18 protein-coding genes and 1 other RNA gene are annotated in these 21,270 nt (G+C 69.7%); 10 read left to right on the forward strand and 9 right to left on the reverse strand.

From position 1 onward, the window contains the following. Positions 1 to 221: 221 nt before the first annotated feature. Positions 222 to 573, reverse strand: a transfer-messenger RNA (tmRNA) gene (gene ssrA, locus PG878_RS09075). 561 nt (positions 574 to 1,134) lie between these two features. Between ssrA and PG878_RS09080 the strand changes: the two genes are divergently transcribed. Continuing rightward, positions 1,135 to 3,384 (forward strand): S8 family peptidase, encoded by a 2,250-nt coding sequence (locus PG878_RS09080; RefSeq protein ID WP_209031457.1) that lies wholly within the window; start codon positions 1,135 to 1,137, stop codon positions 3,382 to 3,384. A 630-nt stretch (positions 3,385 to 4,014) separates the two neighbouring features. Here the strand turns inward: PG878_RS09080 and smpB are convergent. Further along, on the reverse strand, positions 4,015 to 4,518 hold the full coding sequence (smpB, locus tag PG878_RS09085) for an SsrA-binding protein SmpB (protein ID WP_010344270.1): 504 nt from the start codon (positions 4,516 to 4,518) through the stop codon (positions 4,015 to 4,017). 58 nt (positions 4,519 to 4,576) lie between these two features. On the opposite strand from smpB, the gene PG878_RS09090 reads away from it, so the two are divergent. Both PG878_RS09090 and PG878_RS09095 read left to right on the forward strand, forming a co-directional pair. After that, complete coding sequence (locus tag PG878_RS09090) at positions 4,577 to 5,008, forward strand: type II toxin-antitoxin system RatA family toxin (protein WP_148828116.1); 432 nt, start codon at positions 4,577 to 4,579, stop codon at positions 5,006 to 5,008. Between the two features lie 5 nt (positions 5,009 to 5,013). After that, positions 5,014 to 5,268, forward strand: coding sequence for an RnfH family protein (locus PG878_RS09095; protein WP_209031259.1), 255 nt, complete (start codon positions 5,014 to 5,016; stop codon positions 5,266 to 5,268). A 27-nt stretch (positions 5,269 to 5,295) separates the two neighbouring features. On the opposite strand, the gene PG878_RS09100 is transcribed toward PG878_RS09095, so the two are convergent. Continuing rightward, positions 5,296 to 5,694, reverse strand: a complete 399-nt coding sequence (locus PG878_RS09100; RefSeq protein ID WP_010344267.1) for an outer membrane protein assembly factor BamE — start codon at positions 5,692 to 5,694, stop codon at positions 5,296 to 5,298. A 103-nt stretch (positions 5,695 to 5,797) separates the two neighbouring features. Between PG878_RS09100 and fur the strand changes: the two genes are divergently transcribed. After that, positions 5,798 to 6,220: a ferric iron uptake transcriptional regulator gene (fur, locus tag PG878_RS09105; RefSeq protein ID WP_026143876.1), complete on the forward strand. Its 423-nt coding sequence runs from the start codon at positions 5,798 to 5,800 to the stop codon at positions 6,218 to 6,220. A gap of 922 nt (positions 6,221 to 7,142) precedes the next feature. Here the strand turns inward: fur and recN are convergent. Beyond that, positions 7,143 to 8,804 (reverse strand): DNA repair protein RecN, encoded by a 1,662-nt coding sequence (recN, locus tag PG878_RS09110; RefSeq protein ID WP_209031260.1) that lies wholly within the window; start codon positions 8,802 to 8,804, stop codon positions 7,143 to 7,145. Positions 8,805 to 8,915: 111 nt separating this feature from the next. On the opposite strand from recN, the gene hrcA reads away from it, so the two are divergent. The 6 genes from hrcA to PG878_RS09140 all read left to right on the forward strand — a co-directional run bounded on the left by hrcA (position 8,916) and on the right by PG878_RS09140 (position 16,469). After that, positions 8,916 to 9,974 carry a heat-inducible transcriptional repressor HrcA gene (gene hrcA, locus PG878_RS09115; RefSeq protein WP_209031261.1) on the forward strand — a complete coding sequence of 353 codons (1,059 nt, stop codon included), beginning with the start codon at positions 8,916 to 8,918 and terminating at the stop codon, positions 9,972 to 9,974. 161 nt (positions 9,975 to 10,135) lie between these two features. Further along, positions 10,136 to 10,657: a nucleotide exchange factor GrpE gene (gene grpE / locus PG878_RS09120; protein WP_010344263.1), complete on the forward strand. Its 522-nt coding sequence runs from the start codon at positions 10,136 to 10,138 to the stop codon at positions 10,655 to 10,657. A gap of 143 nt (positions 10,658 to 10,800) precedes the next feature. Continuing rightward, positions 10,801 to 12,726 carry a molecular chaperone DnaK gene (dnaK, locus tag PG878_RS09125; RefSeq protein WP_209031262.1) on the forward strand — a complete coding sequence of 642 codons (1,926 nt, stop codon included), beginning with the start codon at positions 10,801 to 10,803 and terminating at the stop codon, positions 12,724 to 12,726. 159 nt (positions 12,727 to 12,885) lie between these two features. Continuing rightward, positions 12,886 to 14,016, forward strand: coding sequence for a molecular chaperone DnaJ (dnaJ, locus tag PG878_RS09130; RefSeq protein WP_209031263.1), 1,131 nt, complete (start codon positions 12,886 to 12,888; stop codon positions 14,014 to 14,016). A 423-nt stretch (positions 14,017 to 14,439) separates the two neighbouring features. Further along, positions 14,440 to 15,360: a pyridoxal kinase gene (pdxY, locus tag PG878_RS09135; protein WP_209031264.1), complete on the forward strand. Its 921-nt coding sequence runs from the start codon at positions 14,440 to 14,442 to the stop codon at positions 15,358 to 15,360. Further along, entirely contained in the window at positions 15,357 to 16,469 is a 1,113-nt protein-coding gene (locus tag PG878_RS09140; RefSeq protein WP_209031265.1) for a prephenate dehydrogenase, read from the forward strand. The genes pdxY and PG878_RS09140 overlap by 4 nt, the downstream gene beginning before the upstream one ends. A gap of 330 nt (positions 16,470 to 16,799) precedes the next feature. On the opposite strand, the gene PG878_RS09145 is transcribed toward PG878_RS09140, so the two are convergent. The 5 genes from PG878_RS09145 to PG878_RS09165 form a co-directional block, all read right to left on the reverse strand. Beyond that, positions 16,800 to 17,012, reverse strand: a complete 213-nt coding sequence (locus PG878_RS09145) for a hypothetical protein (protein ID WP_209031266.1) — start codon at positions 17,010 to 17,012, stop codon at positions 16,800 to 16,802. A gap of 118 nt (positions 17,013 to 17,130) precedes the next feature. Then, positions 17,131 to 18,897, reverse strand: coding sequence for an ABC transporter transmembrane domain-containing protein (locus PG878_RS09150; protein ID WP_209031267.1), 1,767 nt, complete (start codon positions 18,895 to 18,897; stop codon positions 17,131 to 17,133). Then, a complete protein-coding gene (locus PG878_RS09155; protein WP_209031268.1) occupies positions 18,894 to 19,487 on the reverse strand; it encodes an IMPACT family protein in 594 nt (197 codons plus the stop codon). The genes PG878_RS09150 and PG878_RS09155 overlap by 4 nt, the downstream gene beginning before the upstream one ends. A gap of 56 nt (positions 19,488 to 19,543) precedes the next feature. After that, entirely contained in the window at positions 19,544 to 20,683 is a 1,140-nt protein-coding gene (locus PG878_RS09160; RefSeq protein ID WP_209031269.1) for a hypothetical protein, read from the reverse strand. Further along, complete coding sequence (locus PG878_RS09165; RefSeq protein WP_010344250.1) at positions 20,680 to 21,234, reverse strand: RNA polymerase sigma factor; 555 nt, start codon at positions 21,232 to 21,234, stop codon at positions 20,680 to 20,682. Before PG878_RS09165 ends, PG878_RS09160 begins: the two co-directional genes overlap by 4 nt. Positions 21,235 to 21,270 lie beyond the last annotated feature (36 nt).

Below are 21,270 nucleotides of genomic sequence, written 5' to 3' on the forward strand. Positions count from 1 at the left end.
GGCACATCGTGCTGCATGCGCGTCGCCTTGTCCGTCGATGTGTGAGGTGGAGAGGGGTTGGGGGTACCAGATCCGGGATGCCACGACGTACCCCCAGAAGTACCCCCGCCCACGCGCCGACTGGCACGCGTTGGCTCGTGCTGCTCGGAGCACAAAAAAAGCCGGAAACCCGTGTTTTACAGGGATTCCCGGCTTTTCTCGGACCTGCTCGGTCTCTTCATTGGTGGAGGTGGGCGGAATCGAACCGCCGTCCGAAGGCACTCCATCCCCGGCACTACATGCTTAGCTCATCGTTGGATCTCGCCCCGGAACAGCACGATGTGCGAAGCGCATCCCGGGACCAGCCTGCTTGATTTAGCCAATGGCTGACAGGCAGCCACCACCGGCGATTCCGTGATAATGACCCTACGTCGCGAGCACGGACACAAGCGATTTCGGGGCTAGGCCTTAAGCGGCCAGAGCGTAGTTGTCGTCGTTGGCAACTATAAGTTTGCGGCTGGATTTACGAGGAAAGCTGCCCCCTCGGCATGCGCCAAGCGATTTTGCAACCCCCGTCGAAACCAGTGCACCCCCGGGGACAACGTCAAACGCTGACCTGCACAGTGTAGGGATCGGGGAGGGCAGTCACAAGTCTTGAGACGGGCCGCGCTTAAGCTGGCTTCACTGCGACGCCGGCCCTGTCACGCCGCCGTCCCCCAGGCATTCCCCCAGGCATGGAGCAGCGCAATGGCAAGCAGACAGCCGCGTGGCCGCAGCAGCGGGCGCGCGCCCAAGGCCCCCGTCACGTCCTCGAGCTCCAAGCCCGGCAAGGCGCCGGCCAAGGCGCAGGCGCCATCCGCCGCCAAGCCGAGGGCGGCAGTGCGCAAGACGGCAGCAGGCGGCGCAGGTGCTGCCAAGCGGGCGCAGAAGACGACGCCGGCAGGAGAGACTGCGCCGGCAAGGCCCGCAACCGCGTCCCGCTCCAACGTCTCGGCTCCCGGCGCCAGCAGGCCTGCCTCGGCGACGCGCGCCGCGACGCCGCCGGCGCGCACCGCGCTGAGACCCAAGGCCACCGGCGAAGGCTCGCTGGCGCAGGGGCAGGCGCGCACGGTCGTCTACATCCATGGCATCGGCAACAAGCCACCGGCCGAGGTGTTGCGCTGCCAATGGGATCGCGCGCTGTTCGGCCGCGCGATGGGCGAGCGCACGCGCATGGCCTATTGGGTCAATCGGGAACGCTATCCGTCGCCGGAGCCGGGCGATTGCCAGGATCAGGACCGCGGCCCGGTGTTGAACCAGGCCGAGCAACGCATGCTGAGCGCGCTCGGCGTGGCGCCGCAACTGGCCGATCTGCGCCAGCTCGCCGACACCCTGGCCACCAGCGATGCCGAGCGCGCGCGCCTGCACCAGGTGCTGGACGAGGTGGAGACGGCGGCGCCGCCATCGGCGGCGGGGACAGCCGAGGTGCATGCGCAGGGCGTGATCGACGTGTTCAACCGCGCGCTGCTCAAATTGATCTCCGCGGCGCTGCTGCAGGACGTGCACGATTTCTTCTTCGTGCCGGCGCGACGCGAGCAGATGCGCGACAGCCTGCTGCAGCGCATCCGCGCCGGTGGCGGCCCATTCGTGATCGTCGCGCACAGCCAGGGTTCGCTGATCGCCTACGACGTGCTGCGCGAGCTGCAGCCGCAGGACTGCGAGGTGTCGCTGTTGCTCACGCTCGGCTCGCCGCTGGGACTGCCGGTGGTGCGCAGCATGTTCAAGGAGTGGACCGGAACGCCGAAGCTGCCGTTCCCGCCCTGCGTGGCGCGCTGGGTCAACGTCGCCGAACGACGCGACCCGGTGGCCCTGGACGCCGATCTCAGCGACGACATCGCCGATGCCGGCGGGCGCTTCCACAACATCGCCGGGTCGAAGATCAACCCGGATTGGCAGCACAACCCGCATTCGGCCGCCGGCTACCTGTCCATTCCCGACGTGCGGGCCGAGGTGCGGCGCGCGGTGGGCGTGGGTTTCGATCAGCCGATCGCGCACCCGGTGTTGATCAAGGATTTGTCCGACCAGTTGGAAGCGCGTGCGCCGGACTATCGCCACGAGGTGCTGATCGAACTGGAGCGGTTGTCCGACGCCGGCGATCCGGCACAACGCAAGCACGAGCTGATCGCCGCGTTGCGTGCGCTGACCGAGGCTTCCACCGGCCTGCACGGCGAGGCGCTGGATGCGCAGATCGAACTGGAAGACACGATGCAGCGCTACGTGTCGGCGCGGCTGACCCGGTTCGAGATCGAGAGCCTGCGCGAGCGCTATCGCGACCTCAACCTGAAGCGCCTGTGGCGCGATGCGGGCAAGCGCGCGCTGATCTACCAATCGCGCAGCACGATCCAGGTGGACGCGGCGCAGGTGGCCTACCGCGCCCTCGGCAGCGGCATCGGCTGGGCGGTGCTGGACAGCGGCATCGCCGCGGCGCATCCGCACTTCCACGCGACCGGGCAACCGGCGACCGTGCTTGCCCAGTGGGACTGCACCCAGCGCGGCCGCCCGCGCGCGCTGCGCCCGGGAGAGGCCGGCTTCGACACGCTCGACGGCAACGGCCACGGCACCCACGTGGCCGGCATCATCGCGGGGCAATGCGAGGCGCCGCTACCGGGTGTGCCGGCCACGGCGCCACTGCAGTTCGCCGGCATGGCGCCGCTGGCGCGGCTGTACGGGTTGAAGGTGCTGGACGACGACGGCAACGGCCGCGATTCCTGGATCATCAAGGGCGTGCAGCAGGTCGCCGAACTCAACGAGCGCGCCGGCGAACTGGTGGTGCACGGGGTCAACCTGAGCCTGGGCGGCTACTTCGATGCCGAGAGCTACGGCTGCGGCTTCACCCCGCTGTGCAACGAGTTGCGCCGGCTGTGGCGGCAGGGCGTGGTGGTGGTGATCGCGGCCGGCAACGACGGCCTGGCCTGGCTGATGCAGGGCGACGGCGAGGCCTACCCGCTGAACCTGGACCTGAGCATCGGCGACCCGGCCAACCTGGAGGAATCGCTGGCGGTGGGTTCGGTCCACAAGAGCAGTCCGCACAGCTACGGCATTTCGTATTTCTCCTCGCGCGGCCCCACGGCCGATGGCCGCTACAAGCCGGACCTGGTCGCGCCGGGCGAGAAGATCCTGTCGGCGCACCACGGTTTCGTGGTCGCCGATCCCGGCACCTGGATGGTGGAGATGAGCGGCACCAGCATGGCCGCGGCGCACGTGTCCGGGCTGATCGCCGCGTTCCTGTCGGTGCGCCGCGAGTTCATCGGTGCCCCGGATCGGGTCAAGCAACTGGTGCTCGCGCAATGCCTGGATCTGCGGCGCGATCGCTACATGCAGGGCAGCGGGTTGCCCAGCTTGATGCGAATGCTTGGCGGGACGTGAGTGGGGCGGGGAGTGGGGAGTCGCAACAGTGGCTCCCCGGGTCGCCCGGGCGCTTCGCTAGTGCGGCCTTGGCGGTGAGGCTGGGATTAGGGATTAGGGATTCGCAACGACGGTTTCCTGGATTGGGCGGTCTCCCGTGTGGGAGCGGCTTCAGCCGCGACGCGGTGAGGCGGTGATCGAGGGACGGAACAGGCTCAGAGGCCGCATCGTCTTTCATGGCGGAATCTGCTTTCGCCGCAATGGCGGGCTGCCAATGTTTCCGGATGAGGGCATGAAACGGGCTGCGCGTCTTCTGCGTCCAGAGCGGCCGAATCACGTCGAGATTCCGGCGTCATCGCGTCGCGGCTGAAGCCGCTCCCACAAGGGCATTCATGCACAGCGGTGCGCTCTTGCGGCTGCCGTGCCACGGCGCTGCGGCGTCGCACTTGCGGCTGAGCTTGTGGGAATGGGAGACGCGGTTGCGACTCCCCAATCCCCAATCCCGGCCTCACCGCGTCGCGGCTGAAGCCGCTCCTACGGGAAAGGCGAGGCGGGCAGGACAGCCGGGGCGGGCAGGAGATCTGCTGTTGCGACTCCCCAATCCCGACTCCCAGGCTTTTCAGCAGCCGAATGGCTGATCATCCCGGCCCCTCAGGCATTCTTGTTGTGCCGGCGCATGATGCGCTGCTTGTCGCGGGCCCAATCGCGGTCCTTGGCCGCGTTGCGCTTGTCGTGGTCCTGCTTGCCCTTGGCCAGCGCGATCTCGAGCTTGATCTTGTTCTTGCTCCAGTACATCGCGGTGGGCACGAGGGTGTAGCCATCGCGCTCGACACGGCCGATCAGCTTGTCGATCTCGTTCCGGTGCAGCAGCAGCTTGCGCGTGCGGCGGTCGTCGGCCACCACGTGGGTGGAGGCCTGGATCAACGGGGTGATCTGCGCGCCGAACAGGAACAGCTCGCCCTGGCGCACGAAGGCGTAGCTCTCGCCGATGTTGGCGCGGCCGGCGCGGATCGACTTCACCTCCCAGCCCTGCAGGGCCAAGCCGGCCTCGTAGCGGTCCTCCAGGTGGTATTCGTGGCGCGCGCGCTTGTTCAGGGCGATGGTCTTGTTGGCCGTCGCGCCGTTTGCTTTATCCTTGGCGGGTTTCTTGCTCATCTTGCTATTGTCTCCGATTCGGGGCCTCCCGAACGTCTTGGTCCCACTTCCGTCCCGAATGCCTATCATCCGCCGCAGCGCTCTGGTCGAACACGCCGCAACGCGCATGTTCGATCTGGTCAACGACGTCGCCGCCTATCCGCGCCGGTTCGCCTGGTGCGATGCGGCCCATATCCTCGAGCAGAACGACCGCGTCCTGGTCGCGCGGCTGGATCTGGGGCTGGGTTCGTTCCGCACCTGGTTCACCACCGAGAACAGCCTGCAGCGCCCGGATCGCATCGATATGCAGCTGCGCGACGGCCCGTTCAAGCGCCTGCAGGGGCAGTGGACCTTCCAGGGCTTCAACGACCATGCCAGCAAGGTCAGCCTGATGCTCGACTTCGAACCCGCCTCGCGCCTGCTGGGGCCGGCGCTGGCGCTGGGCTTCCAGAGCCTGGCCGATCGCATGGTCAACGACTTCGTGCGCGTGGCCGACCGGGAACAGGCCTAGCCGCCATGCAGATCGAGGTGGTGCTGGCCTGGCCGGAGCGCTTCGTGTCGCAGCGGTTGGACCTGCCGGAGGGCGCGACCGTGGCCGATGCGCTGGCCGCCGCCGCATTGCCGGGTGCGACGCCCGGCATGCCATGCGCGGTCTACGGTGAAGTCGCCGCACCGACGCGGCTGCTGGAGGAAGGCGACCGCGTGGAACTGCTCAGGCCGCTGCTGATCGACCCCAAGGACGCCAGGCGGCGCCGCGCCAAGCCGCGCTGAGCGGCGGGACGCGACGCGGACGCCGGCTCATTCGCCGCGGCGCTGCTTCTTCTTGTCCTTGGCCAGGTTGCGGCCGAACTGGCGCACGCTGTTCTTGGCCAGCTCTTCGTCCTGATCCGGGAAGTAGTCGCCTTCCCAGCGGGTGACCATGTCGTTGTCGAAGAACACGACGAAGTTCTTGATCTCGGTATGGCCGACGCGATCGATCCGCTCGGTGGAGGTGTAGTCCCAGCGCTGCGCGTGGAACGGATCCGGGATCGAGGGGCTGCCCAGCAGCGCGCTGACCTGCTGCTTGCTTTGCCCGACCTTGAGCTGCTCCACGGCCGACGGCTTGATCAGATTGCCCTGGTAGATGGGCTGCTTGTAAATGATGCCGCAGCCAGCGGTGGACAGGGCAACAGCGGCGACCAGCAGGAGATTGCGCATCGGGGACAGGGCTGAATGAAATCACGTCGATGATACACTCCCGGCGACCGCCGCGACCCATTCCCAGGCAGCTGGCGATAAACCAGCTATGAACGGAGACGCCATGGAATCCCACGATCTGCGCAAAGTCGGCCTGAAGGTCACGCACCCCCGGATGCGCATCCTCGAGCTGCTGGAGCAGAAATCGGCGCGGCACCACATGACCGCCGAGGAGATCTACCGGCAGCTGCTGGACCACGGCGACGAGATCGGCCTGGCCACCGTGTACCGCGTGCTGACCCAGTTCGAGGCGGCCGGGCTGGTGCTCAAGCACAACTTCGAGGGCGGCCAGGCGGTGTACGAGCTGGACCGCGGCGGCCATCACGATCACATGGTGGACGTGGACACCGGCAAGATCATCGAGTTCGAAAGCGCGGAGATCGAGGAATTGCAGCGCAAGATCGCCGCCGATCATGGCTACGAGCTGGAAGAGCATTCCCTGGTGCTGTACGTGCGCAGCAAGCGGCCGAGCGGCAAGAAGGGCTGAGTTCTGCGGTCGGGCGGCTCGTCCGGCCTGTGTCCCCTTGGTGCAGGTGCGCTAGGGCTTCGCCACGTACCCTCACCCCAAGCCCTCTCCCGGCGGGAGAGGGGCTATGGCTTCTCCCTTCTCCCATCGGGAGAAGGTGCCCCGCACGGGCGGATGAGGGTCGGTCAGAGCCTGCATAGCTGGGGCGTGCTGCGTGCGCCGAACCCTCACCCCAACCCCTCTCCCGACGGGAGAGGGGCTACGGCTTCTCCCTTCTCCCATCGGGAGAAGGTGCCCCGCAGGGGCGGATGAGGGTCCGGGTGTCGCCGCATGGATCACGTCAGCGGGTCGCTCCGCGCCGTACCCTCACCCCAACCCCTCTCCCGGCGGGAGAGGGGCTATGGCTTCTCCCTTCTCCCATCGGGAGAAGGTGCCCCGCAGGGGCGGATGAGGGTCGGTCAGAGCCGGCATGGCTGGGCGTGCCGCGTGCGCCGTACCCTCACCCCAACCCCTCTCCCGGCGGGAGAGGGGCTACGGCTTCTCCCTTCTCCCACCGGGAGAAGGTGCCCCGCAGGGGCGGATGAGGGTCCGGGTACCGCAGCGTGGGTCACGTCAGCGGGTCGCTCCGCGCCGAACCCTCACCCCAACCCCTCTCCCGGCGGGAGAGGGGCTATGGCTTCTTCCTTCTCCCATCGGGAGAAGGTGCCCCGCAGGGGCGGATGAGGGTCCGGGTGTCGCCGCGTGGGTCACGTCAGCGGGTCGCTCCGCGCCGTACCCTCTCACGGCTGGAGAGGGGCTTTATTCCCGCGGCTGGCGCGTACCGGATTCCGCCTCGCGCGCATTCGCGCAAGCGCCGAACGCGAGAGCTCAGTCAACCCATGATCGGGCGTCGACCGCCGCGGCATGCGCGGGGCAGGGCACCCCGAATCCCGCCGCCAGCCGCTCAGCCCGCGCTGAGCAGCAGGCGCTTGGCCGCGGCGCGGGCCTCCTTGCTGACCTCGACCCCGCCCAGCATCCGCGCCAGTTCTTCCTCGCGTTGGCGCGGCGCCAGCAGTTCCACCGAGCTCTGGGTCATGCCCTCCACCGGCGCCTTGCTGACCCGGTAGTGGGCGTGGCCCTGGGCGGCGACCTGCGGCAGGTGGGTCACGCACAGTACCTGGCGCTGCTCGCCGAGCGCGCGCAGCTTCTTGCCGACGATGTCGGCGACGGCGCCGCCGATGCCCGAGTCCACTTCGTCGAAGACCATGGTCGGCACCGCGTCCAGGCCCAGCGCGGCAACCTCGATCGCCAGCGAGATGCGCGACAGTTCGCCGCCGGAGGCGACCTTGCGCAGGGCGCGCGGCGGCTGCCCGGCGTTGGCGGCGACCAGGAACTCGACCCGCTCGGCGCCGGCCGGGTCCGGCCGTTCGGTGTCGTGCGGCTCTAGCTGGATCAGGAAGCGGCCGCCGCCCATGCCCAGTTCGCCGATCAGCGCGGTGGTGTCGTGCGAGAGCGCCTGCGCGCCGCGGTCGCGGGTGGCGGTCAGGGCGGCCGCGGCGTCGCGCCAGGCCTGGGTGGCCTGGGCGATCTCGGCGTCGAGCACGTCCAGCCGCTCGCCGGCGCCGCGCAGGCTCTCCACTTCGGCGAGCAGGGCATCGCGGTGGCCGGCCAGCGCGTCCACCCCGATCCGGTGCTTGCGCGCCAGGTCGTGCAGGCGGCCGAGCTTGCGTTCCATCTCATCGAACTGCGCCGGGTCGGCATCCAGGTCGTCGCGGACCCGGTCGATCAGCGCCAGCGCTTCCTCCAACTGGATGCCGGCGCTGTCGATCAGCGCCTGCACCTCGGCCAGGCGCGGGTCGTACTCGCCGACCTTGCCGAGTTCGTGGCGGGTCTGCTGCAGCAGGTCCAGCACCGCCGGCGCCTCGTCGCCGTTGAGCCGCTGTGCTGCGCCCTCGCATGCGCCGATCAGCGCGGCGGCGTGGGCCTGGCGGCGGTGGTTGGCGTCCAGCGCGGCGATCGCCGCCGGGTCCAGGTCCTCGCGCTGCAGCTCGGCCAACTGGTGCTGCAGGAAGCCGATGCGGTCGCTGACGTCGCCCTGCGCCAGCAGGGTCTCGCGCTCGCTGAGCAGGCCCTGCCAGCGGACGGCGGCGGCGCGCACCGCCGCGCGTTCGGCCTCGTTGCGGGCGTAGGCGTCGAGCAGGCCGAGCTGGCTGCCGCGCGAGAGCAGGGCCTGGTGTTCGTGCTGGCCGTGGATCTCGACCAGGTGGCCGGCCAGTTCGGCCAATTGCGACAGGGTCACCGGGCGGCCGTTGATCCAGGCGCGGGAGCCGCCGTCGGCGCGGATCACCCGGCGCAACTGGCAGTGTTCCTCGTCGTCGAGTTCGTTCTCGCGCAGCCAGGCGCGAGCCTGGGCGGGGGGCACGAACTCGGCTGACAGTTCGGCGCGGTCGGCGCCGTGGCGGACCACGCCGCTGTCGGCGCGCAGCCCGGACAGGAAGCCGAGCGCGTCCACCATCAGCGACTTGCCGGCGCCGGTTTCGCCGGACACCACGGTCATGCCTGGGCCGAATTCCAGTTCGGTGCCGCGGACGACGGCGAAATCCTTGATCGAGAGATGTCTGAGCATGGGGTCTGCTTCCGGGGCCGCGCAACGCTAGCATGCGCGGGTAGGTGGGCCAATGACTTGCCAAGCCGGCGTGCAGCCATTATCTAAGGACCAGTCTCACGGGTTGATTCCATGCGCGCTTCCCAGGTCCATTCCAGCCTCGATCCGCGTGCCCGGCAGCTGCTGCGGACGCTGATCTCGCGCTATATCCGCGACGGCGAGCCGGTCGGCTCGCAGACCCTGGCCCGGCATGCCGGGCTGGACGTGAGCCCGGCGACGATCCGCAACATCCTCGCCGACCTGGAGGACGCCGGCCTGCTCAGCTCGCCGCACACCTCGGCCGGGCGCGTGCCCACCGCCACCGGCTACCGGGTGTTCGTCGACAGCCTGGTGCAGATGCGCCCGCCGGCCGAAGGCGAGGTGGCGCGGCTGCGCGCGGAGATGGCCAACGCCGCCGGCACCCAGGCGCTGCTCGGCAGCGCCTCGGAACTGCTGTCGGCCATGACCCACTTCGTCGGCGTGGTCAGCGCGCCCAAGCGCGAGCAGTTCGCGTTCCGGCACATCGACTTCGTGCCGCTGGATGCGCGGCGGGTGCTGGCGATCCTGGTGTTCGCCGACAACGAAGTGCAGAACCGGGTGATCGAGCCGCGAAAGGCCTACGAGCCGGCCGAACTGGAGCGGGTGGCCAACTATCTGAACCGGCATTTCGCCGGGCGCGCCCTGGCCGACATCCGCGCCAGCCTGCTGCGCGACCTGCGCCACGCGCGCGACGAGATGGAGCAGTTGCTGGCGCACAGCGTCGAGCTGGCCGAGCAGGCGCTGGCCCCGGCCGGCGACGACATGGTGCTGGCCGGGCAGACCAAATTGATGGGCGTGCAGGACCTGTCGGACCTGGAGCGGCTGCGCGAACTGTTCGAGGTCTTCGCCAGCAAACGCGAACTCCTGCAACTGCTCGAACGCACCATCCGCGCGCCGGGCGTGCGCATCTTCATCGGCGAAGAGACCGGCATGGTGCCGTTGGAGAGCGTGTCGCTGGTGACCGCTCCGTACATGGCCGGCGGTCAGGTGCTGGGCGTGCTCGGCGTGATCGGCCCCAAGCGCATGGACTACGACCGGGTCATCCCCCTGGTCCAGACCGCCGCCGACGTCCTCGGCGCCCGCCTGGACCCATCCCCGCCCAGCGACCGCTGAGCGCAGCGCTGGTCGAAGCGCCGCCGCCTCATCCGTCAGCAGGCCATCCAGCCGCGCCCGGGCGAATCTCCAGTCCCCAACCCCGGCCTCACTTGAATCCGCCCACACCGCCCACATAGGTGGTCCGGTAAGGCGGGACGTACCCCGCCAGGGACCCGGACATGACGCAAGAGCACCCTGAATTCGATTCCGAACACCTGACCGAGGCGCAGCAGCCCTCGACCGATCCGCTGCAGGCGGAGATCGAGACCCTGCGCAGCGAGCTGGCCCTGGTCAAGGCCGACGCCCTGCGCGAGCGGGCCGACCTGGAGAACCAGCGCAAGCGCATCGCCCGCGACGTGGAGCAGGCGCGCAAGTTCGCCAACGAGCGCCTGCTCGGCGACCTGTTGCCGGTGTTCGACAGTCTGGATGCGGGGCTGAGCGCCGCCGGCAGCGAGCCCAGCCCGCTGCGCGACGGCCTGGAGCTGACCTACAAGCAGTTGCTCAAGGTCGCCGCCGACAACGGCCTGACCCTGCTCGACCCGACCGGCGAGCCGTTCAACCCCGAGCATCACCAGGCGATCAGCCAGGCCGAGGCCGAGGGCGTCGCCCCGGGCCATGTGATCCAGGTGTTCCAGAAGGGCTACCTGCTCAACGACCGCCTGCTGCGGCCCGCCCTGGTGGTGGTGGCCAAGCACGACTGAGCGCCGGCCGCCCGCGCCTGAACCCGGCGCGGCAGCCGTGGAACGCTAATTTGCGGCGATGGCTTGAATGACCCGCGGCCATCCCTATATCCGAACCAGATCCCGGCACTGGCCGGCTACACGACCTTTCAGGAGTCATTGCAATGGGCAAGATCATCGGCATCGACCTGGGCACGACCAACTCGTGCGTGGCGATCATGGACGGCGGCAAGGCCCGCGTCATCGAGAATTCCGAGGGTGACCGCACCACGCCTTCGATCGTCGCCTATACCAAGGACGGCGAAGTCCTGGTGGGCGCCTCGGCCAAGCGCCAGGCCGTCACCAATCCCAAGAACACCTTCTATGCGGTCAAGCGCCTGATCGGCCGCAAGTTCACCGACGCCGAAGTCCAGAAGGACATCGGCCTGGTGCCGTACAGCATCGTCCAGCACGACAACGGCGACGCCTGGGTGGCCACCGCCGACGGGCGCAAGCTGGCCTCGCAGGAAATCTCCGCGCAGGTGCTGGAGAAGATGAAGAAGACCGCCGAGGCGTTCCTGGGCGAGACCGTCACCGAGGCGGTCATCACCGTGCCGGCGTACTTCAACGACAGCCAGCGCCAGGCGACCAAGGACGCCGGCCGCATCGCCGGCCTGGACGTCAAGCGCATCATCAACGAGCCGACCGCCGCGGCGCTGGCCTACGGCCTGGACAAGGGCCAGGGCGGCGACCGCAAGATCGCCGTGTACGACCTGGGCGGCGGCACCTTCGACGTGTCAATCATCGAGATCGCCAACGTCGACGGCGAGAAGCAGTTCGAAGTGCTGGCCACCAACGGCGACACCTTCCTGGGTGGCGAAGACTTCGACAAGCGCGTCATCGACTACCTCGTCGAAGAGTTCAACAAGGACCAGGGCATCGACCTGCGCAAGGATCCGCTGGCGCTGCAGCGCCTGAAGGACGCTGCCGAGCGCGCCAAGATCGAGCTGTCGTCCTCGCAGCAGACCGAAGTCAACCTGCCGTACGTCACTGCCGACGCGTCGGGCCCGAAGCACCTCAACATCAAGCTGACCCGGGCCAAGCTCGAGGCGCTGGTGGAGGACCTGGTCAAGCGCACCATCGATCCGTGCCGCACCGCGCTGAACGACGCCGGCCTGCGCGCCAGCGACATCACCGAGGTGATCCTGGTCGGTGGCCAGACCCGCATGCCGAAGGTGCAGCAGGCGGTGGCCGAGTTCTTCGGCAAGGAGCCGCGCAAGGACGTCAACCCCGACGAGGCCGTGGCGCTGGGCGCGGCGATCCAGGGCGGCGTGCTGGCCGGCGACGTCAAGGACGTGCTGCTGCTCGACGTGACCCCGCTGAGCCTGGGCATCGAGACCCTGGGCGGCGTGTTCACCAAGATCATCGAGAAGAACACCACCATCCCGACCAAGGCTTCGCAGGTGTTCTCCACCGCCGAGGACAACCAGTCGGCGGTGACCGTGCACGTGCTGCAGGGCGAGCGCGAACAGGCCCGCTACAACAAGTCGCTGGCCAAGTTCGACCTGTCCGGCATCGAGCCGGCGCCGCGCGGCCTGCCGCAGGTGGAGGTGTCCTTCGACATCGACGCCAACGGCATCCTGCATGTGTCGGCCAAGGACAAGAAGACCAACAAGGAACAGAAGGTCGAGATCAAGGCCGGTTCCGGCCTGTCGGACGACGAGATCCAGCGGATGGTCGCCGACGCGGAAGCCAACCGCGAGGAAGACAAGAAGTTCCACGAACTGGTGCAGGCGCGCAACCAGGCCGACGGCCTGATCCACGCCACCCGCAGCGCGATCACCGAGCACGGCAGCAAGGTCGGCGGCGATGTGATCGGCAAGGTCGAGTCGGCGCTGGCGGACCTGGAAACCGCGATGAAGGGCGACGACAAGGGCCAGATCGAGGCCAAGACCAAGGCGCTGGAAGAGGCCGGTCAGTCGCTGTACGCCGCCGCGGCGGCGGGCGAGCAGCAGCCGGGCGGCAACGCCGGCGGCGCGCATGCCTCCTCGACCCAGTCCGACGACGTGGTCGACGCCGAGTTCACCGAAGTCAAGGACGACAAGAAGTAAGGCCGGGATTGGGGATTTGGGATTGGGTATTCGCAAAGGCCTTGGCCTGTTGGTTCCCACTCCCATCCCTGTCCATCAAGTTTGTAAAAGCGGAAGAGCCGAGGCTCTCCGCTTTTGCATTGAACGAATCCCGACTCCCGAATCCCGAATCCCCGCCCCATGAGCAAACGCGACTATTACGAAGTGCTGGGTGTGGCCCGCACCGCCAGCGACGACGAGCTGAAGAAGGCCTATCGCCGTTGCGCGATGAAGTACCACCCGGACCGAAATCCCGGCGACCAAGCCGCCGAGGCCGCGTTCAAGGAATGCAAGGAAGCCTATGAGGTGCTCTCCGACGGCAACCGCCGGCGCATGTACGACGCGCACGGCCATGCCGCGTTCGAGCACGGCATGGGCGGGATGGGCGGCGGCCCTGGCGGCCCGGACATGGGCGATATCTTCGGCGACATCTTCGGCAACATCTTCGGTGGCGCCGGCGGTGGCGGGCGTGCACCGCGGCGTGGCGCCGACATCGGCTACGTGCTGGAGCTGGACCTGGAAGAAGCGGTGGCCGGCATCGAGCGCCGCATCGAGATCCCGACCCTGAGCGAGTGCGCGCACTGCCACGGCAGCGGCTCGGAGGACGGCAAGGTCGAGACCTGCGGCACCTGCCACGGGCGCGGCCAGGTGCGCATCCAGCGCGGCATCTTCGCCATGCAGCAGACCTGCCCGCATTGCGCCGGCCGCGGCCAGATCGTGCAGAACCCGTGCGGCGAGTGCCATGGTGCCGGGCGTGTGGAAGAGACCAAGGTGCTGTCGGTGAAGATCCCCGCCGGCGTCGACAACGGCGATCGCATCCGCCTGTCGGGCGAGGGCGAGGCCGGTCCCGCCGGCACCCCGCCGGGCGATCTGTACGTGGAAGTGCGGGTGCGCGAGCATCCGATCTTCCAGCGCGACGGCGACGACCTGCACTGCGAGGTGCCGATCCGCATCTCGCAGGCGGCGCTGGGTGACACCGTGCGCGTGGCGACCCTGGGCGGCGAGGCGGAGATCCGCATCCCGGCCGAGACCCAGACCGGCAAGCTGTTCCGCCTGCGCGGCAAGGGCGTGCGCTCGGTGCGCAGCCGCAGCGAAGGCGACCTGTACTGCCGCGTCGTGGTGGAGACCCCGATCAACCTCACCGCCGACCAGCGCAAGCTGCTGGAGCAGTTCGAGTCCACCTTCACCGGCGAGGACGCGCGCAAGCATTCGCCGAAGTCGGCGACCTTCATCGACGGCGTGAAGGGGTTCTGGGACCGGATGACGTCGTGAAGCCGGGATGATCAGCCATTCGGCTGCTGAAAAGCCGGGGATTGGGGATTCGGGATGACAGCCTGCGGCTGTTGAAAGCCGGGATTCGCAATTTTCCAAACATTCCTGGCCGCTGCCAGGCTTTTTGTGGGAGGGGCTTCAGCCCCGACGCTTTACTGTCAAAAGTATCGCGGCTGAAGCCGCTCCTACGGCGGAATGTCGTGCTGAAATGCTTCGCCCGCTGCGTGCAGCGGAGATATCAGGATTTTCGATTCCGGATGGTGGACCTCCTTCCGCATCCCGACTCCCTGTTGTAGGAGCGGCTTCAGCCGCGACGCTTTCTCGTCGGAGCGTCGCAGCTGAGGCCGTTGTTGCTGAAAGCCCCCGCAACACGGCACATGCACGCGCCTCTTGGCGTCCTTGCACCGGCGCTACACTACGGCGATGAACGCCTCCGCCGACAGCTCCGCTGCAAGTCATCTCATCCATGGCCGCCGCCAGCGGCCCGACGGCCCGGTGCCGGTCGACGTCATTTCCGTGCAGTCGCAACTCGTCTATGGCCACGCCGGCAACAGCGCGGCAGTGCCGCCGTTGCGCGCGCTGGGCCTGCGCGTAGCCGAGATCCCGACCACGCTGCTGAGCAATGCGCCGTTCTACGCCACGCTGCGTGGCAAGGTGCTGCCGTCGGACTGGTTCGCCGATCTGCTGCTCGGCGCCAGCGAACGCGGCCTGCCGCAACGTGCGCGCATGCTGGTGTCCGGCTATTTCGGCAGCGTCGGCAATGGCGCCGCCTTCGCCGACTGGCTCGACGCCATGCTGCCGCAGTGTCCGACGCTGCGCTACTGCCTGGATCCGGTGATCGGCGATACGCACACCGGCCCCTACGTGGAACCGGGCCTGGAAGCGATCTTCGCCGAGCGCCTGTTGCCGCATGCGTGGCTGGTGACGCCGAATGCGTTCGAGCTCGGCCGCCTGACCGGCATGCCGGCGCTGGCGCAGGACGACGCGATCGCCGCGGCGCGCGTGCTGCTGGCGCGCGGCCCGCAGTGGGTGCTCGCGCACAGCGTCGGCGGCGATGCCGGGCAACTGGTGACGCTGGCGGTGAGCCGCGAGGCGGTCTACCGCTGGTGTTCGCCCTTGCTGCCGGTGGATGTCGCCGGCACCGGCGATGTATTGATGGCGCTGCTGGTGGCCTTCCTGCTGCGCGGCGACAGCTTCGAGGCGGCGATCGGCCGCGCCATCGCCGGCGTGCATGCGGCGCTGGAGGCGACCCTGGCCGCGGACGTGGAAGAACTGGACGTGCTGGCGGCGGCGCCGGCCGCGCTGGCCACGCCGCTGCGCTTCGTCGCCGAGCGCCTGGCGTGAGCCTGCGCCCGGTCGTCGGCATCGTCGGCAGCGCCGGCGCCTATGGCCGCTGGCTGAGCCGCTTCTTCCGCGAGCGCATGCAGGTGCAGGTGATCGGCCACGATCCGGCCGACCCGCAGTCGCTGGCGCCGGAGGCGCTGCTGCAGCAGGCGCAGGTGCTGATCTTCTCCGCGCCGATCCGGCACACGCCGGCGTTGATCGGCGAGTACGTGCGGCGCGCCGGCGGCCGCGAGCGCGACCAGCTATGGCTGGACGTCACCTCGGTCAAGGCCGCGCCGGTGGCGGCGATGCTGGCCTCGCAGGCGGAAGTGGCCGGCCTGCATCCGATGACCGCGCCGCCGAAGTCGCCCACGCTCAAGGGCCGCGTGCTGGTGGTGTGCGAGGCGCGGGTGGCGCACTGGCAGCCCTGGCTGCAGCAGCTGTACGCGGCGCTGGAAGGCGAGTGCGTGCGCGCCACGCCAGAGCACCACGACCGGGTCATGGCGCTGGTACAAGCCATGGTCCACGCCACGCACCTGGCCCAGGCCGGCGTGCTGCGCGCGCATGCACCGGCGCTGGGGCCGTTGCAGGCCCTGCTGCCGTACCGCTCGGCCTCGTTCGAGCTGGATACCGCGATCATCGCGCGCATCCTGGCCCTGAATCCGGCCATCTACGAAGACATCCAGTTCGGCAATCCGCACGTTGGCGATGTGCTGGACGGGCTGATCGCGCAGCTGTCGCGGCTGCGCGCGCAGGTGGGCCGCGGCGACGATGCCGCACGCGCGCAGTTCCGCGCCGAGTTCCTCGACGCCAACCGCCAGGCATTGGGCGAGGCGGCGATCGCGCAGGGCAACTACAGCTACGAGCGTGTCGGTTATCTGCTGGCCGATCTGACCGAGCAGTCCACGCTCAGCGTCTACCTGCCGGAGGACCGCGCCGGCTCGCTGCGCGCGCTGCTGCATGTGTTCGAGCGCCATGGGGTCAACCTGGCTTCGATCCATTCCTCGCGCACGCAGGCGGGCGAACTGCATTTCCGGCTCGGCTTCGATCCGGCCAGCGATGCGCGGGCCGTGCGCGGCGCGGCGGCGGAAATCGATGCCAGCGGGATCGGGCGGGTGTTGGCGGGCTGACGTCTGCGGTCGTTCGCCGTTTGCGTGATCGCGAGTACGTGCGTGCGGTCGCGGCTGAAGCCGCTCCTACGAAAGCACGCAACGCCCGTCGTAGAAGCGGCTTCAGCCGCGACCGTGCAACTCGCGAGACGCGTGCAGGGGAACCACAAATACCTGCCGCAATTCATCCACAGCGCATGTGGATGGTCACTGCGCAAACATGTGGATAACTGTCGGCGCGCCTTGCCGGGCAAGCCTGTCAAGCGGGGTGGCGAAAAATTCACCAGCTTGCCGCCAGTGCCCCGAACGCCAGTGGCGATGACGTGGCACGGCGGCGTACCGGTGGTGACGCTAGACCGCGGTCAGGGTCAACTCGCCGCCGGTGGTGACGAACTGCTGGCCGCGGCGGATCAGCTTGCGGCCGTCGGCCAGTTCGTAGCGCAGTCCGCTGTCGGCGTGCGGGTCGTGCTGCGCCTGTTGCTGGCGCGGCGTATCGTCCTGGAACTCGGTGATCAGATAGGCCTCGCCGTCGGGACCGAGGGCGGGCAATTGGCGAAAGGACATCGGAAGCCTCCTGTCGAACGCTGCATCGAATGCGGGACGCTGGAGCGGCGGCCGCGGGCGCGCGGACCGCAGCAGACGCGGTCCCGACCGTAGTCCCGCTGTCGTTAGCGCGGCGTGCTCAGTCGATGAACTGCAGGCGAGCGAGTTCGGCGTACAGCCCGTCCTGCGCCAGCAGCTCGGCGTGGGTGCCCTGGGCGACGATGCGGCCCTGGTCCATCACCACGATGCGGTCGGCCTTGAGCACGGTGGCCAGACGGTGCGCGATCACCAGGGTGGTGCGTCCGGCCATCAGCCGCTCCAGCGCCTGCTGCACGGCGTGTTCGCTCTGCGCGTCCAGGGCGCTGGTGGCCTCGTCCAGCAGCAGGATCGGCGCGTCCTTGAGCAGGGCGCGGGCGATGGCGATGCGTTGCTGCTGGCCGCCGGACAGGCGCGCGCCGCGTTCGCCCAGTTCGCTGGCGTAGCCGTCGGGCAATTGCCGCAGGAACGCGTCGGCTTCGGCCGCGCGCGCGGCGGCCTCGACCTCGGCCGCGCTCGCCTCGAGCCGACCGTAGCGGATGTTGTCGGCGGCGCTGGCGGCGAACAGGGTCGGGTGCTGCGGCACCAGTCCGATCGCCGCGCGCAGCTGCGACGGGTCCAGCGTGCGCAGATCCAGGCCGTCCACCTGCACGCTGCCCGACTGCGGATCGTGGAAACGCATCAGCAGCGCCAACACCGTGCTCTTGCCGGCGCCGGAGGGGCCGACCAGGGCCACGCTCTCGCCGGGTCGCACGTGCAGATCGAAGCCGTCCAGCGCCGGCTGATCGGGGCGCTGCGGATAGCGGAAGCTGACGTTGTCGAAGCGCACCTCGCCGCGCAGCGGCTGCGGCAGCGCACGCGGCTGCGCCGGGGCGACGATGTCGGGACGTTCCTGGAACAGTTCGGCGATGCGGCCCATGCCGCCGGCCGCGCGCTGCAGGTCGTTCCAGACTTCGGCCAGCGAGGCCACCGAACCGCCGCCGAACATCGCGTACAGCAAAAACTGGCCCAGCGCGCCCGCACTGAGTTCGTGGGCGGCGACCTCGTGCGCGCCCAACCACAGCACCAGCACGATGGCGCCGAAGATCAACACGATGGCCGCGGCGGTGATCAGCGCCTGCGCGCGGACCCGGCGCCGCGCCACCGCCACGGTCTGCGCCAGCGCCTCGCCGAAGCGGCCGCGTTCGTAGCCTTCGCGCGCGTAGGCCTGCACCGTGCGCACCGCGCCCAGGGTCTCAGCGGCCAGGGTGTTGGCATCGGCGACGCGGTCCTGGCTGGCGCGCGAGATCTTCTGCAGGCGCCGCGCGCCGAGCACGATCGGCAGCACCGCCACGGGGATGCCGAGCAGGGTGTAGGCGGCCAGGTGCGGGCTGGTCACGCACAGCATCACCACGCTGCCGACCGCGGTGACCGTGCTGCGCAGCGCCACCGACATGGTGCTGCCGATGACCCCGCGCAGCAGTTCGCTGTCGGCCGACAGGCGCGAGACCAGTTCGCCGCTGCGGTTGCGGTCGTGGAAGCCGGCATGCAGGCCGATCAGGTGCGTATACAGGCGCTCGCGCAGGTCGGCGACCACCTTCTCGCCGAGCAGCGACACGAAGTAGAAGCGCGTGGCGGTGGCCACCGCCAGCACCACCGCGACCGCGAACAACAGGGCGAACGACTGGTTGATGAGGCCGACGTCCTCGAAGCCGTGGTCGATCATCTGCCGTACCGCGACCGGCAGGCTCAGCGTGGCGCTGGAGGAGATCGCCAGCGCCACCAGCCAGGCGATCAGCAGGCCGCGCCGGCGACGCACGAACGGCCACAGGGTGCGCAGGCTGCCGAGTCTGCGCAGCGACTTGGCCTGGTCGGCCGAAGGGGTGTTCATGCGGGGGCGGTTTCCGAACAGCGGACCCGATTGCGAGTGGCGTCGCGCAGGCGGGTTTTCAAGGCGTCGACGCGATCGCGGGGAAGGCGCAGGCGCAACTCGACGCCGCCGGCATCGAAGCGTTCATCGAGTTTTTCCGCGGCGCAGGCGCTCAGCGCGGCATGCACCGCGCCCAGGTCGTCGAAGCCGCAATGCAGGGTCAGCAGGCTCAACGCGAGCAACGGTTGCCGCGGCGCCAGGCGCAGGCATTCGGCCGCGCTGCCGCCATAGGCGCGGACCAGGCCACCGGCGCCGAGCTTGATGCCGCCGTACCAGCGCGTGACCACCACCACCACGCGGTCGAAGCCCTGGCCGTCGATCGCGGCCAGGATCGGCCGGCCGGCGGTACCGGCGGGCTCGCCGTCGTCGCTGGAGCGGTATTCGTCGCCATGGCGGTAGGCCCAGCAATTGTGGGTGGCGTCGGCCACCATCACCTGCTGCACGAACGCCAGCGCCGCGCCGGCGTCGGCGATCGGCGCGGCGTGGGCAATGAAGCGACTGTGCTTGATCTCCACGCTGTGGCTGACGGGGTGCGGAAGCGTGTCGGGCATCGGCGGCATTGTAGACGAGGTGCGGCCTCGGCCCGCCGTGGCGGTCGCGGCGCAGCTCAGTCCGGCAGCAGCGGGCGCAGATCTTGCGGGATCGACCGCTGCGGATGCGCACGCTGGAAGCGCAGCAGGCTGGCGCGCGCGGCGTCCAGTTCGCCCTCCTCGCGGCGCTCGCGGATCCGCTGCAGCCAGCGCCGCGGCGATAGCTGCGCATCGGCCTCCACCGCGGCCGCTACGGCGCTGGTGTCGGACTCCGGCAATGCCGCGGCGGGTGCCGCAGCGGATGTCGAGGGGCGCAGCGAGAGGGTGTCCGCCGTCTCGGCGGCAGCGGCTTTCGCGCGCGCGGAGGTCGCCAGCCTGGACGGGTTGGCGGTGTCGGCGGGCGCACTGCGCGCCAAGGCGTCCTGCGCCGTTTCCGCGCGCGCTGGTGCGCGCAGCGGCATTCCGGCCGGCGCAGCTTGCTGCTCGGCGGCGGACGCATTGCGGTCGGCCGCAAAGGCCTGCGGTGGCGGGGCCGGGGCCGCTGGAGCGGCGGGCGCCACCATGGCCGCTGGCGCAGGCGGAAGCATGTTGCGCGTGGGCGCCGGCTTGTGCATCGGCGCCTGCGCACGTTCGGACAGCGGCGCGTCGGCTGTCTCGGTCGCGATGCGCGCGGAGGCCGCGGGGGCGGGCGTTGCCGGGGTGGCGCCTACCGGCGCGGGGGCCGCCGGCGCCGGCTCCGAGGAGGGCGGTGCCGGCGATGCGACGGGGGCAGGGGCGTCGTCGCCGGCGGAAGTGGCCGCCGGTGACGGGGCAGGTGCCGCCGCCGGCGTGGGTGCGGAGGGCGTCGGTGGGCGTGCGCGCCAGGCGATGCCGGCCACCAGCACCAGCGAGGCGGCCAGGCCGAGCCAGGTCGGCCAGCGTGACCGGGACGCCGGCGGGGCGGCACGCGATGCCGGCGCCGGGTCTGGCTCGACCGAGTCGGCGGTCGCGATGGAGGCGGGCGCGGACGCGGGCATCGTCGCGGCGGCCTGCGCCCGCGCGCGCTCCGCGGCGCTGCTGGGATAGTCCGGGACCTCGGCAGCCCCAGGCGCGACTGCCGCACGCGCGGCAGCCAGGATCGCCGCATCCAGCGCCGGCGGCGGCAATGCCTGCCGGCCCTGGCGCAGGCGCTCAGCCAGCGCGCGTTCTTCCGGGGTCAGCGGTTCGTCGGCGCTCATCCGCCCAACCTCGCGCGCAGTTTGTCCATCGCATAGCGCAGCCGCGATTTGACCGTCTCGCGGCCGACGCCGGTGATCTGCCCGATCTCGTCCAGGCTCAATTCCTGCTCCAGGCGCAGCAGCAGCACGTCGCGTTGCTCCTCGGGAAGCGCATCCAGCGCCAGTTGCAGCTGGCGCCGCTGCTCGAAGGCGGACAGTTGCCGCTCCGGCGTGTCGGGGTCCTGCACGCGCGCGGTGCGCAGGTCGGCGTCGGCCGGCGCCGGCGGGCGATGCTTGGCGGCGCGCCAGTGGTCGCCGAGCCGATTGTGGGCGATGCGCAGCAGCCAGGTGGTGAACGCGGCCTGCGGTTGCCACTCCAGGCGTGCGGCGATCACCCGCTGCCACACGTCCTGGAACAGCTCTTCGGCCAGCGCCCGGTCGCGCAGTTGTCGCAGCAGGTACTGGTACAGGCGGCCACGGTGGCGCAGGTACAGGGTCTCGAACGCGCGCGCGTCGCCGGCCGCGTAGGCCAGCATCAGGGCTTCGTCGCTCGCTTCGACCGGGGCGTCCACGGCGGCAAGCCTAAGCGTTCGCCGGGCCGCCGCATA

The organism is Xanthomonas hawaiiensis (assembly GCF_031834635.1).
GTDB lineage: Bacteria > Pseudomonadota > Gammaproteobacteria > Xanthomonadales > Xanthomonadaceae > Xanthomonas_A > Xanthomonas_A sacchari.

Bases quoted from the DNA above. Each gene is read 5' to 3' on its own strand.
- smpB (WP_010344270.1), bottom strand. From the start codon at position 4,518: ATGAGCAAGAAACCCGCCAAGGATAAAGCAAACGGCGCGACGGCCAAC.
- fur (WP_026143876.1), top strand. From the start codon at position 5,798: ATGGAATCCCACGATCTGCGCAAAGTCGGCCTGAAGGTCACGCACCCC.
- dnaK (WP_209031262.1), top strand. From the start codon at position 10,801: ATGGGCAAGATCATCGGCATCGACCTGGGCACGACCAACTCGTGCGTG.
- pdxY (WP_209031264.1), top strand. From the start codon at position 14,440: ATGAACGCCTCCGCCGACAGCTCCGCTGCAAGTCATCTCATCCATGGC.
- PG878_RS09160 (WP_209031269.1), bottom strand. From the start codon at position 20,683: ATGAGCGCCGACGAACCGCTGACCCCGGAAGAACGCGCGCTGGCTGAG.
- grpE (WP_010344263.1), top strand. From the start codon at position 10,136: ATGACGCAAGAGCACCCTGAATTCGATTCCGAACACCTGACCGAGGCG.
- PG878_RS09090 (WP_148828116.1), top strand. From the start codon at position 4,577: ATGCCTATCATCCGCCGCAGCGCTCTGGTCGAACACGCCGCAACGCGC.
- dnaJ (WP_209031263.1), top strand. From the start codon at position 12,886: ATGAGCAAACGCGACTATTACGAAGTGCTGGGTGTGGCCCGCACCGCC.
- hrcA (WP_209031261.1), top strand. From the start codon at position 8,916: ATGCGCGCTTCCCAGGTCCATTCCAGCCTCGATCCGCGTGCCCGGCAG.
- PG878_RS09145 (WP_209031266.1), bottom strand. From the start codon at position 17,012: ATGTCCTTTCGCCAATTGCCCGCCCTCGGTCCCGACGGCGAGGCCTAT.
- recN (WP_209031260.1), bottom strand. From the start codon at position 8,804: ATGCTCAGACATCTCTCGATCAAGGATTTCGCCGTCGTCCGCGGCACC.
- PG878_RS09155 (WP_209031268.1), bottom strand. From the start codon at position 19,487: ATGCCCGACACGCTTCCGCACCCCGTCAGCCACAGCGTGGAGATCAAG.
- PG878_RS09100 (WP_010344267.1), bottom strand. From the start codon at position 5,694: ATGCGCAATCTCCTGCTGGTCGCCGCTGTTGCCCTGTCCACCGCTGGC.
- PG878_RS09150 (WP_209031267.1), bottom strand. From the start codon at position 18,897: ATGAACACCCCTTCGGCCGACCAGGCCAAGTCGCTGCGCAGACTCGGC.
- PG878_RS09095 (WP_209031259.1), top strand. From the start codon at position 5,014: ATGCAGATCGAGGTGGTGCTGGCCTGGCCGGAGCGCTTCGTGTCGCAG.